This is a genomic window from Haloarcula taiwanensis (assembly GCA_002844335.1).
GTDB classification, from domain to species: domain Archaea; phylum Halobacteriota; class Halobacteria; order Halobacteriales; family Haloarculaceae; genus Haloarcula; species Haloarcula taiwanensis.
Genome location: CP019155.1, coordinates 213,866 through 230,765, shown reverse-complemented (window position 1 = coordinate 230,765; position 16,900 = coordinate 213,866). Strand labels below are relative to the sequence as shown.

13 protein-coding genes are annotated in these 16,900 nt (G+C 53.6%); 11 read left to right on the top strand and 2 right to left on the bottom strand.

Annotated elements, in window-relative coordinates:
- Positions 1 to 11 precede the first annotated feature (11 nt).
- The gene (locus tag BVU17_16190; GenBank protein AUG49118.1) at positions 12 to 1,802 is read right to left on the bottom strand and encodes an ATPase; all 1,791 of its coding nucleotides are present in this window, start codon (positions 1,800 to 1,802) and stop codon (positions 12 to 14) included.
- Complete coding sequence (locus tag BVU17_16185; protein ID AUG49117.1) at positions 1,799 to 2,446, bottom strand: hypothetical protein; 648 nt, start codon at positions 2,444 to 2,446, stop codon at positions 1,799 to 1,801. Before BVU17_16185 ends, BVU17_16190 begins: the two co-directional genes overlap by 4 nt.
- Positions 2,447 to 3,001: 555 nt before the next feature.
- On the opposite strand from BVU17_16185, the gene BVU17_16180 reads away from it, so the two are divergent.
- From BVU17_16180 to BVU17_16130, 11 genes are all read left to right on the top strand, one after another.
- Positions 3,002 to 6,166, top strand: a complete 3,165-nt coding sequence (locus tag BVU17_16180) for a bacterio-opsin activator (GenBank protein ID AUG49116.1) — start codon at positions 3,002 to 3,004, stop codon at positions 6,164 to 6,166.
- Positions 6,167 to 6,236: 70 nt separating this feature from the next.
- Positions 6,237 to 6,500: a hypothetical protein gene (locus tag BVU17_16175; protein ID AUG49115.1), complete on the top strand. Its 264-nt coding sequence runs from the start codon at positions 6,237 to 6,239 to the stop codon at positions 6,498 to 6,500.
- Positions 6,501 to 6,998: 498 nt separating this feature from the next.
- On the top strand, positions 6,999 to 7,541 hold the full coding sequence (locus BVU17_16170) for a hypothetical protein (GenBank protein ID AUG49114.1): 543 nt from the start codon (positions 6,999 to 7,001) through the stop codon (positions 7,539 to 7,541).
- Positions 7,542 to 8,898: 1,357 nt separating this feature from the next.
- Positions 8,899 to 9,096: a hypothetical protein gene (locus tag BVU17_16165; GenBank protein ID AUG49366.1), complete on the top strand. Its 198-nt coding sequence runs from the start codon at positions 8,899 to 8,901 to the stop codon at positions 9,094 to 9,096.
- Positions 9,097 to 9,199: 103 nt separating this feature from the next.
- Complete coding sequence (locus BVU17_16160; GenBank protein AUG49113.1) at positions 9,200 to 9,952, top strand: UTP--glucose-1-phosphate uridylyltransferase; 753 nt, start codon at positions 9,200 to 9,202, stop codon at positions 9,950 to 9,952.
- Positions 9,953 to 10,213: 261 nt separating this feature from the next.
- Complete coding sequence (locus BVU17_16155; GenBank protein AUG49112.1) at positions 10,214 to 10,489, top strand: hypothetical protein; 276 nt, start codon at positions 10,214 to 10,216, stop codon at positions 10,487 to 10,489.
- Positions 10,490 to 10,575: 86 nt separating this feature from the next.
- Entirely contained in the window at positions 10,576 to 11,382 is an 807-nt protein-coding gene (locus BVU17_16150) for a family 2 glycosyl transferase (GenBank protein AUG49111.1), read from the top strand.
- A 767-nt stretch (positions 11,383 to 12,149) separates the two neighbouring features.
- A complete protein-coding gene (locus tag BVU17_16145) occupies positions 12,150 to 13,286 on the top strand; it encodes a glucose-fructose oxidoreductase (protein ID AUG49110.1) in 1,137 nt (378 codons plus the stop codon).
- 225 nt (positions 13,287 to 13,511) lie between these two features.
- Positions 13,512 to 15,017, top strand: a complete 1,506-nt coding sequence (locus BVU17_16140; GenBank protein ID AUG49109.1) for a lipopolysaccharide biosynthesis protein — start codon at positions 13,512 to 13,514, stop codon at positions 15,015 to 15,017.
- A 58-nt stretch (positions 15,018 to 15,075) separates the two neighbouring features.
- Positions 15,076 to 15,573, top strand: coding sequence for a hypothetical protein (locus tag BVU17_16135; GenBank protein ID AUG49108.1), 498 nt, complete (start codon positions 15,076 to 15,078; stop codon positions 15,571 to 15,573).
- 169 nt (positions 15,574 to 15,742) lie between these two features.
- Entirely contained in the window at positions 15,743 to 16,657 is a 915-nt protein-coding gene (locus BVU17_16130; protein ID AUG49107.1) for a hypothetical protein, read from the top strand.
- Positions 16,658 to 16,900: the final 243 nt, after the last annotated feature.

Here is a 16,900-nt window from a genome sequence, read left to right as displayed (position 1 = left end):
GGCGAGAGAACTCAGTCAGCCGACGCCGCTTTCTCGTTCGCAACAGACCACTGTGTCGGGTCGATCTCGCGTCCGTCGAACGCAGTGTATTCCGGGTACGCAGTGAATACTAGATACTCGGTGCCCTGCCGCAAGTACTCGATGAGGGTGTGCAGATTGTCGTCATCGAGACCACCCAGCCCGTCAACGAGCATGAGCGGGACAGTGTCGCTAACGTCGAACGACTGGCGGCCGGCCAGCGCTGCTACAAAGCCGATCAGTTCGAGTTCCCCCTCGCTGAGGGCATCTAAGCTCGCTTCCTGGCCGTCGCGAGCGACCACGATATCGAAGTCAGCGGTGAGGCGAGCCGTTTCGAACCCCGTCCCAAATCGGGAGAGGATGTCCTGCATCGCGGTGTCGAACGCTTCCCGTGACTCACGCTTGATTCGGTCTTTCCGGTTTCGAAGTTCCGCGAGGTCGTCCCGGAGCGATTCAAGCTCAGTCTCGAGCGTGTCGACGCGGGCCGCTCTCGTTTCGAGCTGCGCCAGTTCGTCGGCAGTGTCTTCGAGCTCAGCCTCTCGGTACTTGATCTCACTTTCGACATCCGAAAGCTCCGCCACAGCCGCATCAACGTGGTCGGAAAGCCGCTCTACGTCCTCTTGAGCCTGTTCAAGCCTGTTTCTGGCTGTATCGAGGCTCTGTTTCCGGTCGGCCAGCGTCGTTTTCAACTCAGCGATATCTTCTTCTAAATCGGCCTTTCGCCGGCGAGCCTGACTAATTTCCTCGCGCTGTGTTTCCAGTTCCTCGACAGTATCTCGGTAGGTCTCCTTCTGTGCGCGAAGCGCTGTGAGTTCGCTTCCGATTGTGTCCAGTTGGTCAGACAAATCTGCTCGTGTGGTCTCACTGCCGCAGGTCCAACAGGCGACGGTGTCCCCGGCGATATCCCGCTCCACCTCGGCCAGCAAGTCGAGCCGGTCTTCGCTGAGTACCATCTCGGTGGCCGAGTACACAGACTGGAGCACCTCAGCGTCGCGCTCCACCTCCGAGAGCCGTTCCCGCGCCTCCGAGAGCCTGTCTTCAATATCATCGTACTCCGGGATTTCGAGGGCGTCGAGGGCGTCTTTGCGGTCAGAGAGACGCTGTTCCGTCCGCTCGATACTTTGCTCCAGTCGTTCGACGCGGTTCTTGGCCTGATTCTGTTCAGTCCGTGCTTGACTGAGCTGTCGGCGCACGGACTCAGAGCTGTCGTCGCTTCCCGCCTCGTCGTCGATTGTCTCGCGTCTGGCCCGCAGGTCTTCGATTTCGTCTTCCAGTCGTGTCACTTTCTCCTGAACGCTTGGAATCCGCTTTTTCGCTTCGCGAGCCTGCGTGAGTTCCGTTTCAATCTGTTCGCGCTCCCGCTGTAACGTCTCGATCTGTGAGTCGATATTCTGGAAGTCGAGCGGCTGCAACAGCACGTCCTCCAAGTTCTCTCCTGCTCGGACGGCACGGCGGACCTCGTTTCGTTCGTCCAGGCACGCAAACAGTTCAGCGCGGATCACGTCGTACTCGTCACTGAGATACGGTTCACCCCGTCGGACCACGGTACCGTTCTCACGGCTGAGCGTCACATCGTAGGCACCGGTTGGCGTTTCGAGATGCACCGCACCGTCATCCGCCCCTTCAGTCAGTTCAGTAGAAGTGCCAAGGGCCGTCTTGATAGATTCGATGAAGCTCGATTTCCCCTGCCAGTTTGAGCCACGGACAACATTCAGTCCCGGTTCTATCGTCGCCGATCCGTCGAGTATCCCCGCGATTCGTTCGATTTCGATGGTCCAGCTCATGAGTTGTGTGCTGACAGGTTCGCGCTCCGGTGTTGCTTGCAGACGTACCCACGCTCAAGTGCGACAGCAAACGGAACACGGGTCGGACAATCCGGGCATCCGAGTTGTATCTGAGCCTCTATCTCCGCGGTGTCACCGCCGTCGATATCGCCCTTCTTCGCGAGCGAAGACAATGCTGTTTCGGCCTTCTGTTCGGCGACAGTTTTGGCCGTTGCCACACTTTCGCGCTCCCAGTTCTTTGTTGCCTCCCGGGGCTCTTTTTCCCCGTCGAGGCACTCGTTGAGATGCGTCCGCATCGTCCCCCACGAAACCATGTCATTGCGGATCGATGCACCCGGAATGCCAGTCGCCTGGAGTCGCTCTATCAGTTCGTCTCGTTGCAGATCGTCTTTGCCCCGTAATGTCTCGTAGTCACTGTCTATGCGGGTATCGAGGGCGTCACGCCCGTGTTCAGTGTAGACTTGTTTAAGAAGTCGTTTGTTGAACCACGCTGTCAACGACCGATACCCCATTTCGGTTCGGTCATCAGCACCAGTCCAGCGTGCGAGCAGCCCATCGTCGAGGGAGTCATAGACGGGGTCTGCCGACGCCAACGCGTACTTGTCGATGACCGCGTCTACTTTGCAACCGGAGTCAGCAGCCATTGTCCAGTTGTTCCGGCCTGCTCAGTAATAGTTTTTGACGGCGCGTGGCCACAGTCTGCTGTGCGTCGACGCTCCATATAAATAGATACACCCTTAGTGTGTGATTTTGACACTGAGCTACAAAAATAAAGACGGAGTTTGTCTGCCAGCCACCATCGATGTAATATATGTGTTATGTATTCGGTAATGAATTTTACCTGATGTGTTAGCGGCACTAGTACACGTCCGCAATACGCGACACCGTATTCGTTTTTCAGTCACCTTCCGCAGAAAGGCTGTATTGAAGACAGACCACCACTCACCGGAAATGGATAATGAAAGGGTACTTTGAGTCTTCCAAGATTTCCAGACAGAGACCGGTCTGAGAGGAGAGGTCAACTAGAGCCACTGGTGCGAAAGTTGTCGTATCCATACACATTCTAAACGATAAGAACTGTTCACTTGCTTGTCAGGAGCCGACTTTTCCAAGAGAGACAGCTGCTAGCAGACGTAGAATCATGGCGGCGTTGTAACCAAGTCAAACGTTTATACCCTCTGTCTCGTAATTGATGTAGTATGCGGAAGTTGGCCGGTGAAACCGGGCCGGCATCAGCGGACAGTGGGACGGTCGCTTCGAGAATCAAGGTACTGTTAGTCGATGACTACGGGGAGTTCCGGCGGACGACAGCGGAGCTGCTGGAACACGAAAACGACCGTATCGATGTCATCGAGGCCGCAAGTGTCGAGGATGCACTCAGCTACTTCGATTCCGAGTCGATCGACTGCATCGTCAGTGACTACGAGATGCCCGAGACTGACGGGATTGAGTTCGTAGAGACGGTGCGACAGTCTAACGGAGACCTCCCGTTTATTCTGTTGACAGGCCAAGGGAGCGAGAAACTCGCCAGCGAAGCGGTTTCCGCTGGCGTCACTGATTACTTCGTCAAAGGTGGCGGTCCGGAGCAATACGCAGTGCTCACGAACAGAATCGAGAACGCGGTCGAGTCATACCGGTTCCGCCGAGAAACTGCGCGGCTATCACGGATTAACTCACTGTTCCGGGAGATTAATCGGCAGGTACTACGGGCCTCTACAGCAGAGGAAATCAAAGAAGCCGTCTGTGAGATTCTTACCAGTTCGGACGCCTACCAGTTCGCCTGGATTGGCGAGAAGGACGAATCGGGTGATATCGTCCCCACTGCGGGCGGTGGGGACGCCTTCGAATACGTCGAAGCAATGCTCTCTAAATACGGCCGCTCGGCGTTCGACGACGGGCCGTTCGGCCACGCTATCGAAACCGGCGAACATCAGGTGATGTCCGACATCCGGGTCGAATCGTCGGGCCAGCCCTGGCGCGAGCTCGCATCGGAGTACGGTTTCCGATCGATGATCGTCCTCCCGATCCAGTACACGGGATCAGTGCCGAGTGTCATTTCGATATACGCGGACACACCATACGCTTTTGACGAGGCGGAGCAGACTGTGCTGTCAGAGCTTGCGGAAATCGTCGCTGACGGGCTCCATTCAACAGCCACGCGTGCCGAGCTCGAAATGCGCGAAGAGGTCCTGCGGACGATTACCGAAGTGTTCACCACGCGAGAAGGGGCGCTACGAGAACAGATAGCTGAACTCATGCAAGTGGGCCGCAGCGTACTGGGAACCGAGTATGCGACGCTGTCGCAGATCAATGGGATGGAATACGGTTTCGAAGTACTTCAGACACCTGACGAAACGATCTTTTCGGGAGGGACCATTCCGTTGTCAGAAACGCCCTGTGCGAAGGTTATTACGAGAGAAGAGACGGTCGTGATGACAGATGTCAATGCCGAATGTGGCGGCAGTGGTCGAGACCACATATGGGACGGCGAAGTCAATCGGTACCTCGGGACGCCACTCACTGTTGGCGAGAGTATCTACGGGACGCTCTGTTTCTACGGATCTGGGGGCAGCGGAACTGGGTTCTCAGACTGGGACGTGACACTCGTAGACCTGCTGAGCAAGTGGGTCGGAAACGAACTACAGACACAGCGGGCGGAGATGGGCTTTACGCAGTTGTACGAAACGGCAACGGACCTCTTGGGTGTGACATCGGAAGAGGAAGCCGCGAAGATCGTCGTCTCCCGGGCGCGCGATATCATCGGGCTCCCCGAGGTTGTGCTGTATACGTTCGACAGCGATACGAACGCTTTCCGCCCGCTTGCGGCCACGGATACCGAAGGGCACAGAGCGATTCCGGCGGACGACGATAGCCCTGTGAGTTCGGCCTTTTTCGCCGAAGAAACGATAGTACGTGACGAGGAGTCGACCGGTGATGCGAATGAACAGGCCATAGCTGACGGGAAAGCCGTGTTCGTCCCGCTGGGGGACCACGGCGTCATTCGGGCAGGTGACACCACCGGCGGCGTGTTCGATACCCAGACGCACCGGATTACAGAGCTCCTCGGGGCGACGATTCGAACGGCGTTCGATAGGCTAACCTACGAGACGGAACTCGAGGACAGGCAGCGCGATCTTGAGCAACAGACGGTTCAGCTTGAGCAGATGAATCGGTTGACGGAGCTAAGCCAGAAAATTCACGAGCGAGTGCTCAGGGCAGACAGTCGCTCCGAAATAGAGCAAGCGGTGTGTGATCAGTTGGTCGCGTCAGACATCTGTTCGTTTGCCTGGATCGGCGAATACGAATCCGATAACGATCGAGTCACACCACGGACGTGGGCAGGAACCGACCGTGGTTTTTTGCAAGAATCCCGCACGCCCTCGAATGAGACGCCGCCTCCACCAGCAGTCCAGACAGCCCGGACTAACGAACAGACGCTGAACAACAACATCGCGGACGGCCTCAGGGGCAAAGGGTGGCAACGACGGCTACTGGAACGAGGGTTCCAGTCAGTCGTCAGTATTCCACTTAGCTATCAGCAACTCTCCTACGGCATCCTGACCGTATACGCGAAAACGCCGGACACTTTCGATCTGCCGACACAGTCGGTACTCGAAGAGGTGAGTGAGACCGTCGGATACGCCATTAATAGTATTGAAACGAAGCAAGGGCTCGTCGCAGATCGGGCCGTCGAACTCCAGTTGGAAGCAACGGAGTCCGACGATATCATTCATCGGATCGCGGGCATCGCCGATGCAGAGGTCACATTCGAGGGTATCGTTCCACAGGGAGAGACCAGCTGTATCGTGTTTTTCAGCACTGACGCTTCCCCCGATGACTTACAAGCGTGTTTGGACACCCTCCCCCGACTTGAGCGATTAGAGTGTTTGACTGATACAGAAGACACGAGGTTGTTCGAGGCGGCAGTATCGGGAACACAGCTTGCACTGACAGTCGCCGAGCAGGGAGGGGCCCCGCAGTTACTCCGGTCCGACGGTGAGACGCTAGAGATACAGCTTGAGGTCCCACAGACTGTCGATATTCGCCAGCTCATAGCCGAATTACGGCGTTCGTGTCCAGATATCGAGCTCGTGAGCCGTCACAAGCGGGAACGTGGTGTCCAGACCCGCGAGTCATTCCACTCGGAGCTGACGGCACAGCTAACCACCCGACAGTTCGAGGTCCTGCTTGCAGCCTACTATAGCGGGTTCTATCAATCTCCCCGAGACAAGACCGGACAGGAGATCGCCGATACACTCGATATATCACAACCAACGTTTAGCCATCATCTTCGGGTCGCTGTCCGGAAACTACTCGAACAATTGTTTAGCGAGGGTGGAACGACCCAGCATCTAGATAGTTAGCGTCTGTAATTTCAGTTTGCTAGTCTGATAGAGTATATCCTGATACGGTAGCACGTCCATACAAGGAATAATGAGTCTGGAGTGGAACGAGACAGAAACTGTCTTCTGGGCAAACCAGTACGAATCACCGAGTGAAGCGATTGTGACCGCGATAGCAGCCAAAGAATCCGTCACAGAAACGAGCCTCCCGCCGTTATATAATCAGATCGACCCGGATGCCCTCGACGCGCTCGTCACAGGGCGGTCCAACGACGATATACAGATCAGTTTCACATACAGTGGGTACACCGTTCGGATCCGAGACAGCGAGACAATCGAGATCACGCCCACGTAGCTGGCTGGCAACTTCCTACTGTTCCTTCAGCGAGTACATAACCAGTGTCGTATATCCCCGATATATTATTAATAGGATACTACGTAATTTCTGTCTGCTCTCGGTAGAATCTGATAGTACAGTTCTAATACTTATATATGTATTAATAGAAGCAGATCCAGGGTCTGGTAGTGTGAATCAGAGGGGTGTCTCAACCGAGCACAAACTTACCGTACGGCGCTTTCGCCTTCATACTTACATGTTATCTATACTCAATTTTTGTGATTGCGGCGTGTAGTATAGCGAATACGTCCACATCACAGGTACAGAGATTATATGCTGACTGTGGCCAGTCAGTGACGGACAGAATTCTAGTACGTCATACAAGTAGCTATTTCTTACTGAGGAATTAGAGGGTAACGGGGGTGTAACAAAACGGTACCCCGGGTTTCGTGTATATATGTCGCTCTCGCGGCCTGAACATAAACCAATGCAGCAAGAGAGGTCATGAGTGCACCGATGGCAGAAGAAGAACAAGAGCTCTCGCGCGACCAAATGTTCGATATCCTCAGCAGTTCTAGGCGTCGATACACACTTTATTATCTGCGCCAACAGATGGAACCAGTACAGCTGACCGATTTAGCTGAGGAATTGGCCGCGTGGGAAAACGATACAACCGTTGAAGAACTCTCCTCGCAGGCCCGAAAGCGGGTGTACGTTTCGCTGTATCAGACCCATGCTCCGAAGCTGCAAGAGGCAGGGCTAATAACTTATGACGCCGATACGGGTGAGATAGCTCTTCGAGAGGATGCGCCGGAAGTTGAACCGTTCATCAGCAATGGCGATGACGAGTCAAAGTGGTATCAGTACTATGGCGCTGTAGCTTTCTTGAATGCCGTTTTGGTTATAGCAGCGATCGTCGGTGTGCCTCTGCTCAGTGCCGTTAATCCGTTAGTCATCGGACTAGTCGTCATCAGTTCATTTCTCGTGCTTTCTATTGCTCACGCGGTCTCCATGCGCCGAAGAAAAAAGGATAAAACCTTCGACATCGGTGAGCCGTGAACGGAACTGTAGGCTGATCAAAAAGACACCCCCCAAGGGTGTGTTATTCTTCGTCGTCGGCCGCACTGTCCGGCAGTAACTGATCAGGCGACCGTTTGTACATCGGAGTGCTCGCGAATTCCGAGATCCGTTCCATTTCGCTGTCGGAGATATGTTCCGGCATACACCGCTACCTGTAACTGTTACAGTTTAGTAATTGAGTTCATATTTGAGGTAGTCAGCTTCTTCTAGACGGTTGTCAGTTGTCGATGTCCAGAGCATATTTGCATCGGGCTTTCGGGATTTCGTTATAAGTGTCTGAATTTTGTGATACTGTGAGCGCTTGTCCAGACGTTGGCTGGGGGAGTGGTCATACATATATTAGTAAGGCTATAATATCTGTTCGTCAGTTACGATTTCGGGTGTCAGCCGCGCCTGGTCTGGTAGATATCAGTGACTTTCTCATGACTTGATTTTAATTTGAAGAGGACGGTAGTGACTCAACAATTCTTCGTGGGGTCGGCGAAGCCATAGCAAAGTGTCTGACGCCAGTAGGCATAGCTAAGGAGCTAAGACCGGAGTGAGCCGGAAAGGCGGTGTGAACGAAGCCGCTCCAGCTCACTGTCAAAGTGGAGAGAGCGATCCGAGTCGACAGCGACTATACAGGGCACGAGCGTCCCTGAGGGGGGTGGTAAGGATTGGGCCGGTGTTGTGGATGTCGGGTAGCTGCCCTCTCCGTTAGACTCTTACACGCAAGGATGTATTGTTATAGTTGTGTTATTCTGGCATAGCTGAGCTTACCACCACGACGTACTAGAGCGACAGTAGCTGCTCAGATTGATTAAGTGCCAAAGCCAACGAAGGCACCCACTGACAGTATTTGAGAGGACGTTGTTGGTTTGGAGATTCAGGCGTAACGATTACAGTTAAAATAGCCCGCATGAGATTGTCAATTAGGACCCGTAGATACAGAACTATTGGTATGGATGTACAGAGAAGTTTGAGTGATCCTGTGGCTAAGTTCAGTATCCACATACGTCACAGAACAGTGTCATCCACAGTCCAAACCTAGCGAATAGCGAAGTAATTTGATCTTACTTCCTGGGATTATGAGTTTTGTTGAGTGCGAAGTCGCAGGATAGGCTGGTAAGTAACTGGGTTGTAATTTACATAAGAATGCCGTGTATAGAGACGCAATCTTTAATATAGTAATTACACCTTTCCGAGATATGCTCGATGTCAGCGCGGTAGAGAGAGAGTATAAATATCGTCTTAATATGAGATCAGGACTACTGGACCGGAGTCAGGATTCGCGGTTGACACACAAGTGTTTGAGTTTGTCAATATCAGGACATTTGAATGGAGTAGCGACTGAATGATGACCTCAGAGGAGTGGGAGGACGTAGCAACAGACCCGGACTGGGAATCGGACCTAGGTTACGAGATGGAAGAACTCACTGTTGTCAAATCTTCCACAGATTCACAGTTGATATTTTTGCCAGAGCACGAGTCACAACTTGGTGAAGAAGAGTTCATTGTTATTCATTCGGACTCACTTCGAGATCTACGCCGATAGCTGAACGGCGCTGGTGACCGAAAGGATGTGCGGTTTGCTTACATGTGATAAGCTCTGATTAGTAGCAGCATTACAATGTGGCACCTGGGAAAGCGTGTGAGTGATGAAAGCAGTAGTCCTCGCAGCTGGGAGGGGAACACGACTCCAGCCACTGACTGATAACCTTCCAAAAGCGTTAGTCAAGGTAAACGGAGAGCCGCTTTTGACACACTGTCTTGACGAACTCGTTTCACTTGATGCGGACGAGTTTGTTATCGTCGTCGGATATCGCCAAGAGCAGATTATCGACTACTACGGGAACTCGTACGATGGTGTCCCGATAACGTATGTTCATCAGGAGGAGCCTGCTGGGCTAGCACACGCTTTATTACAGGCCGAACAGGAAATTGAGAAGGATTTTATGCTGATGCTGGGAGACAATGTGTTTCGAGGAAACCTCGACACAGTCGTGCAACGACAACGAGAGCAACGCGTCGACTGCGCATTTCTGGTAGAAGAGGTCCCGGAGGGCGAGGCATCTCGGTATGGCGTTTGCGTGACGAATAAATACGGTGAGATAACCGATGTGGTAGAAAAGCCGGACGACCCTCCATCTAATCTGGTCATGACCGGCTTTTACACGTTTTCTCCAGCAATATTCAAAGCATGTCGCCTGGTTCAGCCCTCTGATCGGGGCGAGTACGAACTCAGCGATGCCATTGATTTACTGATGGACAGCGGAAGAACCATCGACGCCGTTCGTCTTAACGGATGGCGTATCGACGTTGGATATCCTGAAGACAGAGATGCTGCAGAACAGCGTCTTTCAAAGGAAGCAGCCGCGCCGCCCACTAGCGGCGGGAATATCCAACAATAGTCCGCCTCTAAAGCGCTCCCAAATCACCGTTGTGTTGGTCCCGGTGAGCCGATGGCGAATTATATGTGATTCGACTCATTGTTTTCGGGCGCCAAATTCAATGATCCAATTTCTGTGGCTTCTCAGTAGTGCCCAAGCTAGAACATCGTACACCACAGCTATTCATACGGGAACTGCTACTGGAAGCACCGTTCAGATTATCGGCCAACAGCACGCGCTAGCAGTAGTATAACAAAACAGGAGGGGTATATTAGCGTAGCTATGTGCGCTAGCTGGGTCCGACAGTTTGTGGGTGTGTTCGTCGTCTGGCTATCGACGACGCTGGGAGGTATGATGTTTATTGGTCGGTGGAACCCGTTATTGTATTACTTGCTCAGCTATGCGGGGTTTCTCTTTGCAGTTGAGCTCAGTAAACCAGACGGCCCTAGGCCGAAGAATCACAGGCGACTGCGCTGGGTTTCCATGAGTGGGTTTGTGGTGTTTGTTTACGGGGTTGTATCGTGGGTACAGGCAGTTATTGCAACCATGCCGGCGTAGGCCAAACTCACGAATGTTGTGCCTAATAGTGACAGGTAGGCTATACTAATATATTGAAGGCGATATCAACTTCATAGAAGGATTACATGGTATCGGTCAGCGTTGTCATCGCGACACTGAAGCCGCGGGATGAGATTGAAGCAATTCAGTGCCTCGAGCAACAGGCATTCGACGACTTCGAGGTTATCGTCTGCGATGAGAGCCCAGTAACCAGAGCACGGAATGAAGGGATCAGACGTGCCTCAAGCGACAAAATCGTGTTTCTCGATGATGATTCACGAGTTCGACCGGGATATCTTCGAAAAGCCAACGAAGTCCTCGAAACAGAGGCGGCCTACGCCGGTCGAACCGTTCACCCAGCAGATGACGTATTTGCCCGACATTTCACCGGTCATTACGATTGGGGAGACGATGCGTGCTACGTCAGACACTTCTGGGGGTGTAACATGGGCGTTCACAGGGACGTATTCAGGACCGTCGGTGGATGGGACGAGCAGATGGGGTGGGGTCACGAAGAAAAAGAACTTGCCAGGCGAGTCAGCAGCAAGTTTGATATTCTCTACGATCCCGAACTCATTGTCGATCATCCGTACGCGTCTTCTATTACCGAATACTGGCGGAAGCAGTATAAACTCGAAACGAAGAGTCCATACTACTGGTCAAAGTGTAACATCTCGCGAGCTGATCAACTAAAGAACATTTCCTGTGAAGCATTTGACCCACTGAATTACATCAGAATAACGCCAACAGCTACCGTGGTAGAGGCGGGGAGTACCGTTGCGAAGACAGCCGGGCGTCTTCGAGGGTTCCTTAGTCACCCCCAGCAAGAAGCGGATAGGGGCGAGGTACCAGAGATTGATCGGCCTTCCCAGTCCGCAGACCCGTCAGAATAATCTTAGACTGATTCCGTCAGTGCTGGATTGGGGCAACCTGACAGCTACTGCAGCGATTCTATCCGTGGACAAAGTCGGAGGAGATTCTGTGTTAGTCACTCGCCGAAGCCATGTTCACCATATCCATCCTCACCGTATCCACGATAGAATAGCTCTCGCTTCACAAGCACTGCAGCGATAAACGAGAGACCAGTCGCGACGAGGGCAAGAACGGTCCGCCGGGTGGCCTGCTCCGACTCCATGGTCTTGGTCTCATCATCTGAAGGCATCAGTACCGTGGAATAGTCCTTCTTGCTCCTGTAGCTACGCTATGTCGGCGGCTATTTTGATCCATCGCTATCAGGAATCCAATGACGGGGCGCGTTTTAGTAAACAGGCCATACTGTCAGTCATGCTGTAGCATATCCTGCTGTTGATCGCCATGTGGTTTGGACATGGGCCTAGCTACCACGTATATAGAGGGCACAGAAAGTAAACGCCGACTTGTGGCTGTCGTCGTATGTGTACTCGAGAAGGGAGAATCAAGTCACGACCGAACATCTACGTAGTTGCTGATATGAGTGTTCTGATTGGGAGTCCGACAAGTCCGAGTTAGTAGTCATATAACCACACCGTGCGTGTTCCAAAACCCCATGAGATGGGTGCGTACTGATACAGAGTTTCAGATATGGACCCAGTCGTATTAAGAGAGCGGCCGGTTGTTGCAGACTGCCAGAGTTAGCAGTACGAGGTTACTACTATTGGGGCTACTGTCCCACTCTCAACCGATGACGTACACTGTCGCAGTCATTGGGACTGGCGCAGATCCGGACGACCCGGATACCGACGGGTTCGCAATGGCATACAGACATGCAGGCGCGTACAGGCGGCTAGGTTCGTGTGAAATTACCGCATGTGCCGACGTCGTCCCGGAAAATGCCAAGAACTTCGGTGAACGATGGAATCTCCCAGACGGAAACATCTACACAGATACTGAAAAGATGCTCGCTGCTGTCGAACCCGACATCGTCAGTGTCTGTGTTCCGCCCCATATCCATGCACCTGTCGTGATGACGTGTGCTGATAGCGGGGTAATGGACGCGATCCACTGCGAAAAGCCGATGGCAACGAGATGGGAGGACTGTCAGACAATGGTGTCGGCCTGTAAGCGGGCCGGCATCCAACTCACGTTCAATCATCAACGGCGATTCGGGAAGCCCTTCCGGAAGGCCAAGTCGCTGCTTGAAAACGGAAAGATAGGCTCATTAGAGCGAATTGAACTTGGTGGAAAAAATCTGTTCGACTACGGGTCACACCTGTTTGACCTCTGTGGGTATTTCACTGATCAAGCAATGTCGAAGTGGGTGATGGCTGGGATCGAATACAGCGAGGAAAACGTACAGTTCGGGGCCCACAACGAGAATCAGGCCATCGCGCAATGGCGGTATACAAACGGTGTCAACGGGCTTGCATCGACAGGGGACGGTGGCATTGTCGACTGTCATATGCGACTGCTTGGTACAGACGGAGTAATAGAAATCGGCGGCGAGGTTCCCCTACGGCTCCGGACCGGGAAAAGCTGGGCAACAATCGACACTGATGGAGAGGATGTGCATGGGCCCAACGAAACAATATTCGACGCTGCAAAACAGAAGCTCAGCGCTCGAATACCGGGAGTCACTGTAGAGAACACAAGACCCGAAACCTATATCGACCGTGCCATTGCGGACACCGTCGACGCACTTGCCACAGGCCGTGAACCCGAGCTTTCAGCAGACAATGCACTGCAGGCAACAGAGCTGATATTCGGGTGCTGGGAATCCGCTCGCCGGTGTGGGCGAGTCGATTTCCCGCTGGAAATCGACGATAACCCGCTGGAGTCGATGGTTGAAAGTGGACAAGTCCTCACCGCTGACAATCAGTAAACCCCAGTACACTCGACCAGTTGCAACCAAGAGGGGGTCGTCAGGAGACGCCCTGATAGTTCAGCGGTGTCGCAGTTATCCCGTTCATAACAAACAGAGGGTATCCAAAGTGTGTAGCAACGGAGAGTCTATGCAGGCACAGCAATATAGAGTATTACGTCGGCAGAACACATTTCAGTTTAGCAGAGTGGCTCGACACAGACGTGACGAGGAGTTTGGACGACGATGCTAGATAAACTAAAACGGCTGATAAAGCGACTGCTCCCTGCCAGTGACGATGTCATGGAACAGGCTGTCAAAAGTGGCGTTTGGGTCGGCGTCATGAACGTCACTGAACGGGGGTTAGAGTTGCTGTTGCTAGTCATCGTCGCTTCACTGTTGTCCCCACGTGCATTCGGGTTGATGGGAATCGCGCTGTTGACGCTATCCTCACTCAAGAAATTCTCGGAGTTGGGCATCAAGTCTGCTCTGATACAGGCCGAGGAGGACAATGTCGACGACGAACTCAACACGGCTTGGACAATTGAGACAGCGAGAGGGACGGTAATTGGCGTAATCCTGTTCCTTGGGGCACCGTTTATAGCTTCGTTATTTAACCAACCTGCGGCGACCGACCTATTTCGGGTCATCGCCCTTTCGCCGTTTATTGTTGGGTTACAAAACCCTGCTGTCGTCTATTTTCAGAAGAGTCTAGATTTCCACAAAGAGTTCGTCTACAGAGTCAGCGGTGCGGTGGCATACTTCGTCGTCACCGTGGGTATAGCTCTGTATGATCCAACCGTCTATGCACTGGCAATCGGATTCATCGCCGGCGATGCCGCCCGGTTTCTCGTCTCGTATATCGCAGACGGATACCGGCCATGGCCGTCGTTTGACCTCGGTGTTGCGAAAAAGCGGTACAGTTTCGGGAAGTGGGTTACAGCCAACTCGATCCTCTATTTCCTGTACAGTAGAGGGGATGATGCATTTGTCGGCTGGGCGCTCATGGCGAGTGCACTAGGGTTTTATCAGCTTGCCTACCGGCTCTCGAACGCACCGGCGACCGAAATCACACAGACAATTTCCAGTGTGACGTTTTCGGCATATTCGAAGGTCCAGAACGATGTCGATAAGCTCCGATCCGGATATCTCCAGACGCTCAGGATGACCACTCTGGCCTCGTTCCCAGCAGCTATGGGTATCGCGGCGGTCGCACCCGCATTCGTCGAAGCATTCTTCACTCCAGAGTGGCGGCCGATGGTCCCCGTAATGCAGTTGCTAGCTATCTATGGGCTACTGCGTTCGATGGGTGCGACGATGGGGCCAGTCTGGAAAGCGGTCGGACGGCCAGACTATATTGCTAAACTCTCCGCTGTACGTGTGACTCTCATTGCGATATTCATCTATCCAGCCACGATGATGTACGGAATCGAGGGGACCGCGGCCCTCATTACGGGCATCTACATCTTCCCGATGATGCCGATAGACACCTATCTTATTTCCCGGACAATTGAGGCGTCTCCGGTTCGAGTGCTCAGGGAGGTCTCGTATCCACTGGCAGCAAGTCTCGGGATGGCAGCTGCGGTGACCTACGTCTATCAGACAGTGACTCTCAACGCGCCGGTATTGGAGTTTATTCTGATGGTTCTGGTCGGTATCGGAGTCTATGTGGCCCTGGCTCTGGCTCTCATGTTTAGTTTCAATTGGGAAGTCAAGCAGAACCTCGAATCCATATTCGATACGTTGGCGTGATCAAAATGAAACAGGTAATCCAGATCAATTGGCTCGGCGAACGGAAAGGTAAAGCGCGATGAAGCGTCGAACAGTACTTGCTGGTGTCCTCCCGTTCTTACAGGGTGGGCGCTGGTTAGATCAGCTGTTGCTCGTTAATCAAGGTGAGATCGTTCAAAAGCGGTTCGTCGGCATTGCAGAGGGGGAGACGACTGAAATCGCCTCCATTGACAATGACGAGACAACCGTTTCGTCAAAGCACGAGGGCCAACTTGGGCAATCACCCGGGGAGATCTCGACAGCGGTCGCAACTTCGCTGCGGGAAACATACGACTCTGTACAATTCCAAGTCACAGTCGACCACGCTGACGGTACTATCAACATGTTCAGCCGGACCGGATCGGTAGAGTACCGGGCGTCAAGAACGCTGTACAACGGAGTTACAGTGGGCGACCACATTTCGTTTCAAACATCTCTCCTGAACAGAGACACCATCATCTCGTTGTCGTGTCTGGCAAAGGAAGAAGAGTCGCTACAGCGTCGGTGCCGGGTTGACATCGAAGACCCGACCGGGTAATCACAGGAGCGTTCGGCGTCACCCCCGGGTCGTGGACACTGCACAGCGAGGACGAGTCGGGGGCGGCCTATCGCATTCGGATTGGGAGCGGGCCCGGGATTACAGTAGCAAAGTGGGCCGGTTTTAGACGGTATAACAATACGTCCGACAGCGGTCCCACCAGTCAGGGATGTACACGCTGGAGTCTTTGAAACATGGCCTCGATGAACCACACAAGATTTTCCAGGAGGTCAACCGCCTCTACTATCGCCGACTCCGGACGTGGCCGTACAACCGCGACGGCATCGACGTCTTTGCTAGGGACTGGGACCACCTCCTCATTCTGGATGCGTGTCGCTACGACATGTTCAAGCAGCAGAGCTCGCTTCCCGGGACACTGGAGTCAGTAGAATCGAGGGCCTCCGACACAAAGGAATTCCTCAAAGCGAACTTTCACGGGCGCAAGTTCCTCGATACGGTGTACGTAACGGGAAGCCCGATGTTGCACAGGCATCGAGACAGGGTAGAGACGCGGTTTCACGACATCGTCGACGTGTGGAGGGAGGACGGCTGGGACGAGGAGTACCGGACGGTCCTCCCAGAAACGATGACCGAAGCCGCGATACAGGCGAAAGAGCGGTACCCCAACAAGCGACTGCTGGTCCACTACCTCCAGCCACACTACCCGTTCCTCGGGCCGACTGGACAGGAAAATTTCGACCTAGACAGGCTTAATTTCGAGTGGCACAAGCTCCTCAGCGGGGAAATAGACGTCTCCGACGAGGTCGTCGAGCGTGCGTTCAGGGAGAACCTCGACGTGGTGTTGCCCGAGGTCGAGCGGCTCTTCGACGAGTTTTCGGGGAAGACGGTCGTCACCGCGGACCACGGGCAGGTCATCGGTGAGCGGAGTTTTCCGGTGCCGATAAGGGAGTATGGACACCCGGGTGGGGTGTACGCCGACGGGCTGGTCACGGTCCCGTGGCTGACATACGAGCGCGGCGATCGCCCAGAAATCACTTCTGAGAATCTCGCCGGTTCCGACACGTCCGAACAGGACGAAGAGACCGCCCGCGAGCGACTCGGGCATCTCGGCTACGTGAACTGACTCGAGACCCAGGTCGCGTCGTCGCCGGACCGGAACCACGCGACTGAGGCCCGGTAAGCGAGTCGGGAACTGAGGTCGCCAGCGTTACACTCTGCCGCATCTTGCTGTTAATACCTTCTTACTTCTGGTCCTGCTCGGCAATATCGGCTGGCGTTCGATAGTTTTACTGTCATTTTCGTTTGTAATTTTCTTTTAATAATGATATGCAAGATAGATTGCATGGGTGGCAAGTACTTCAAAAGC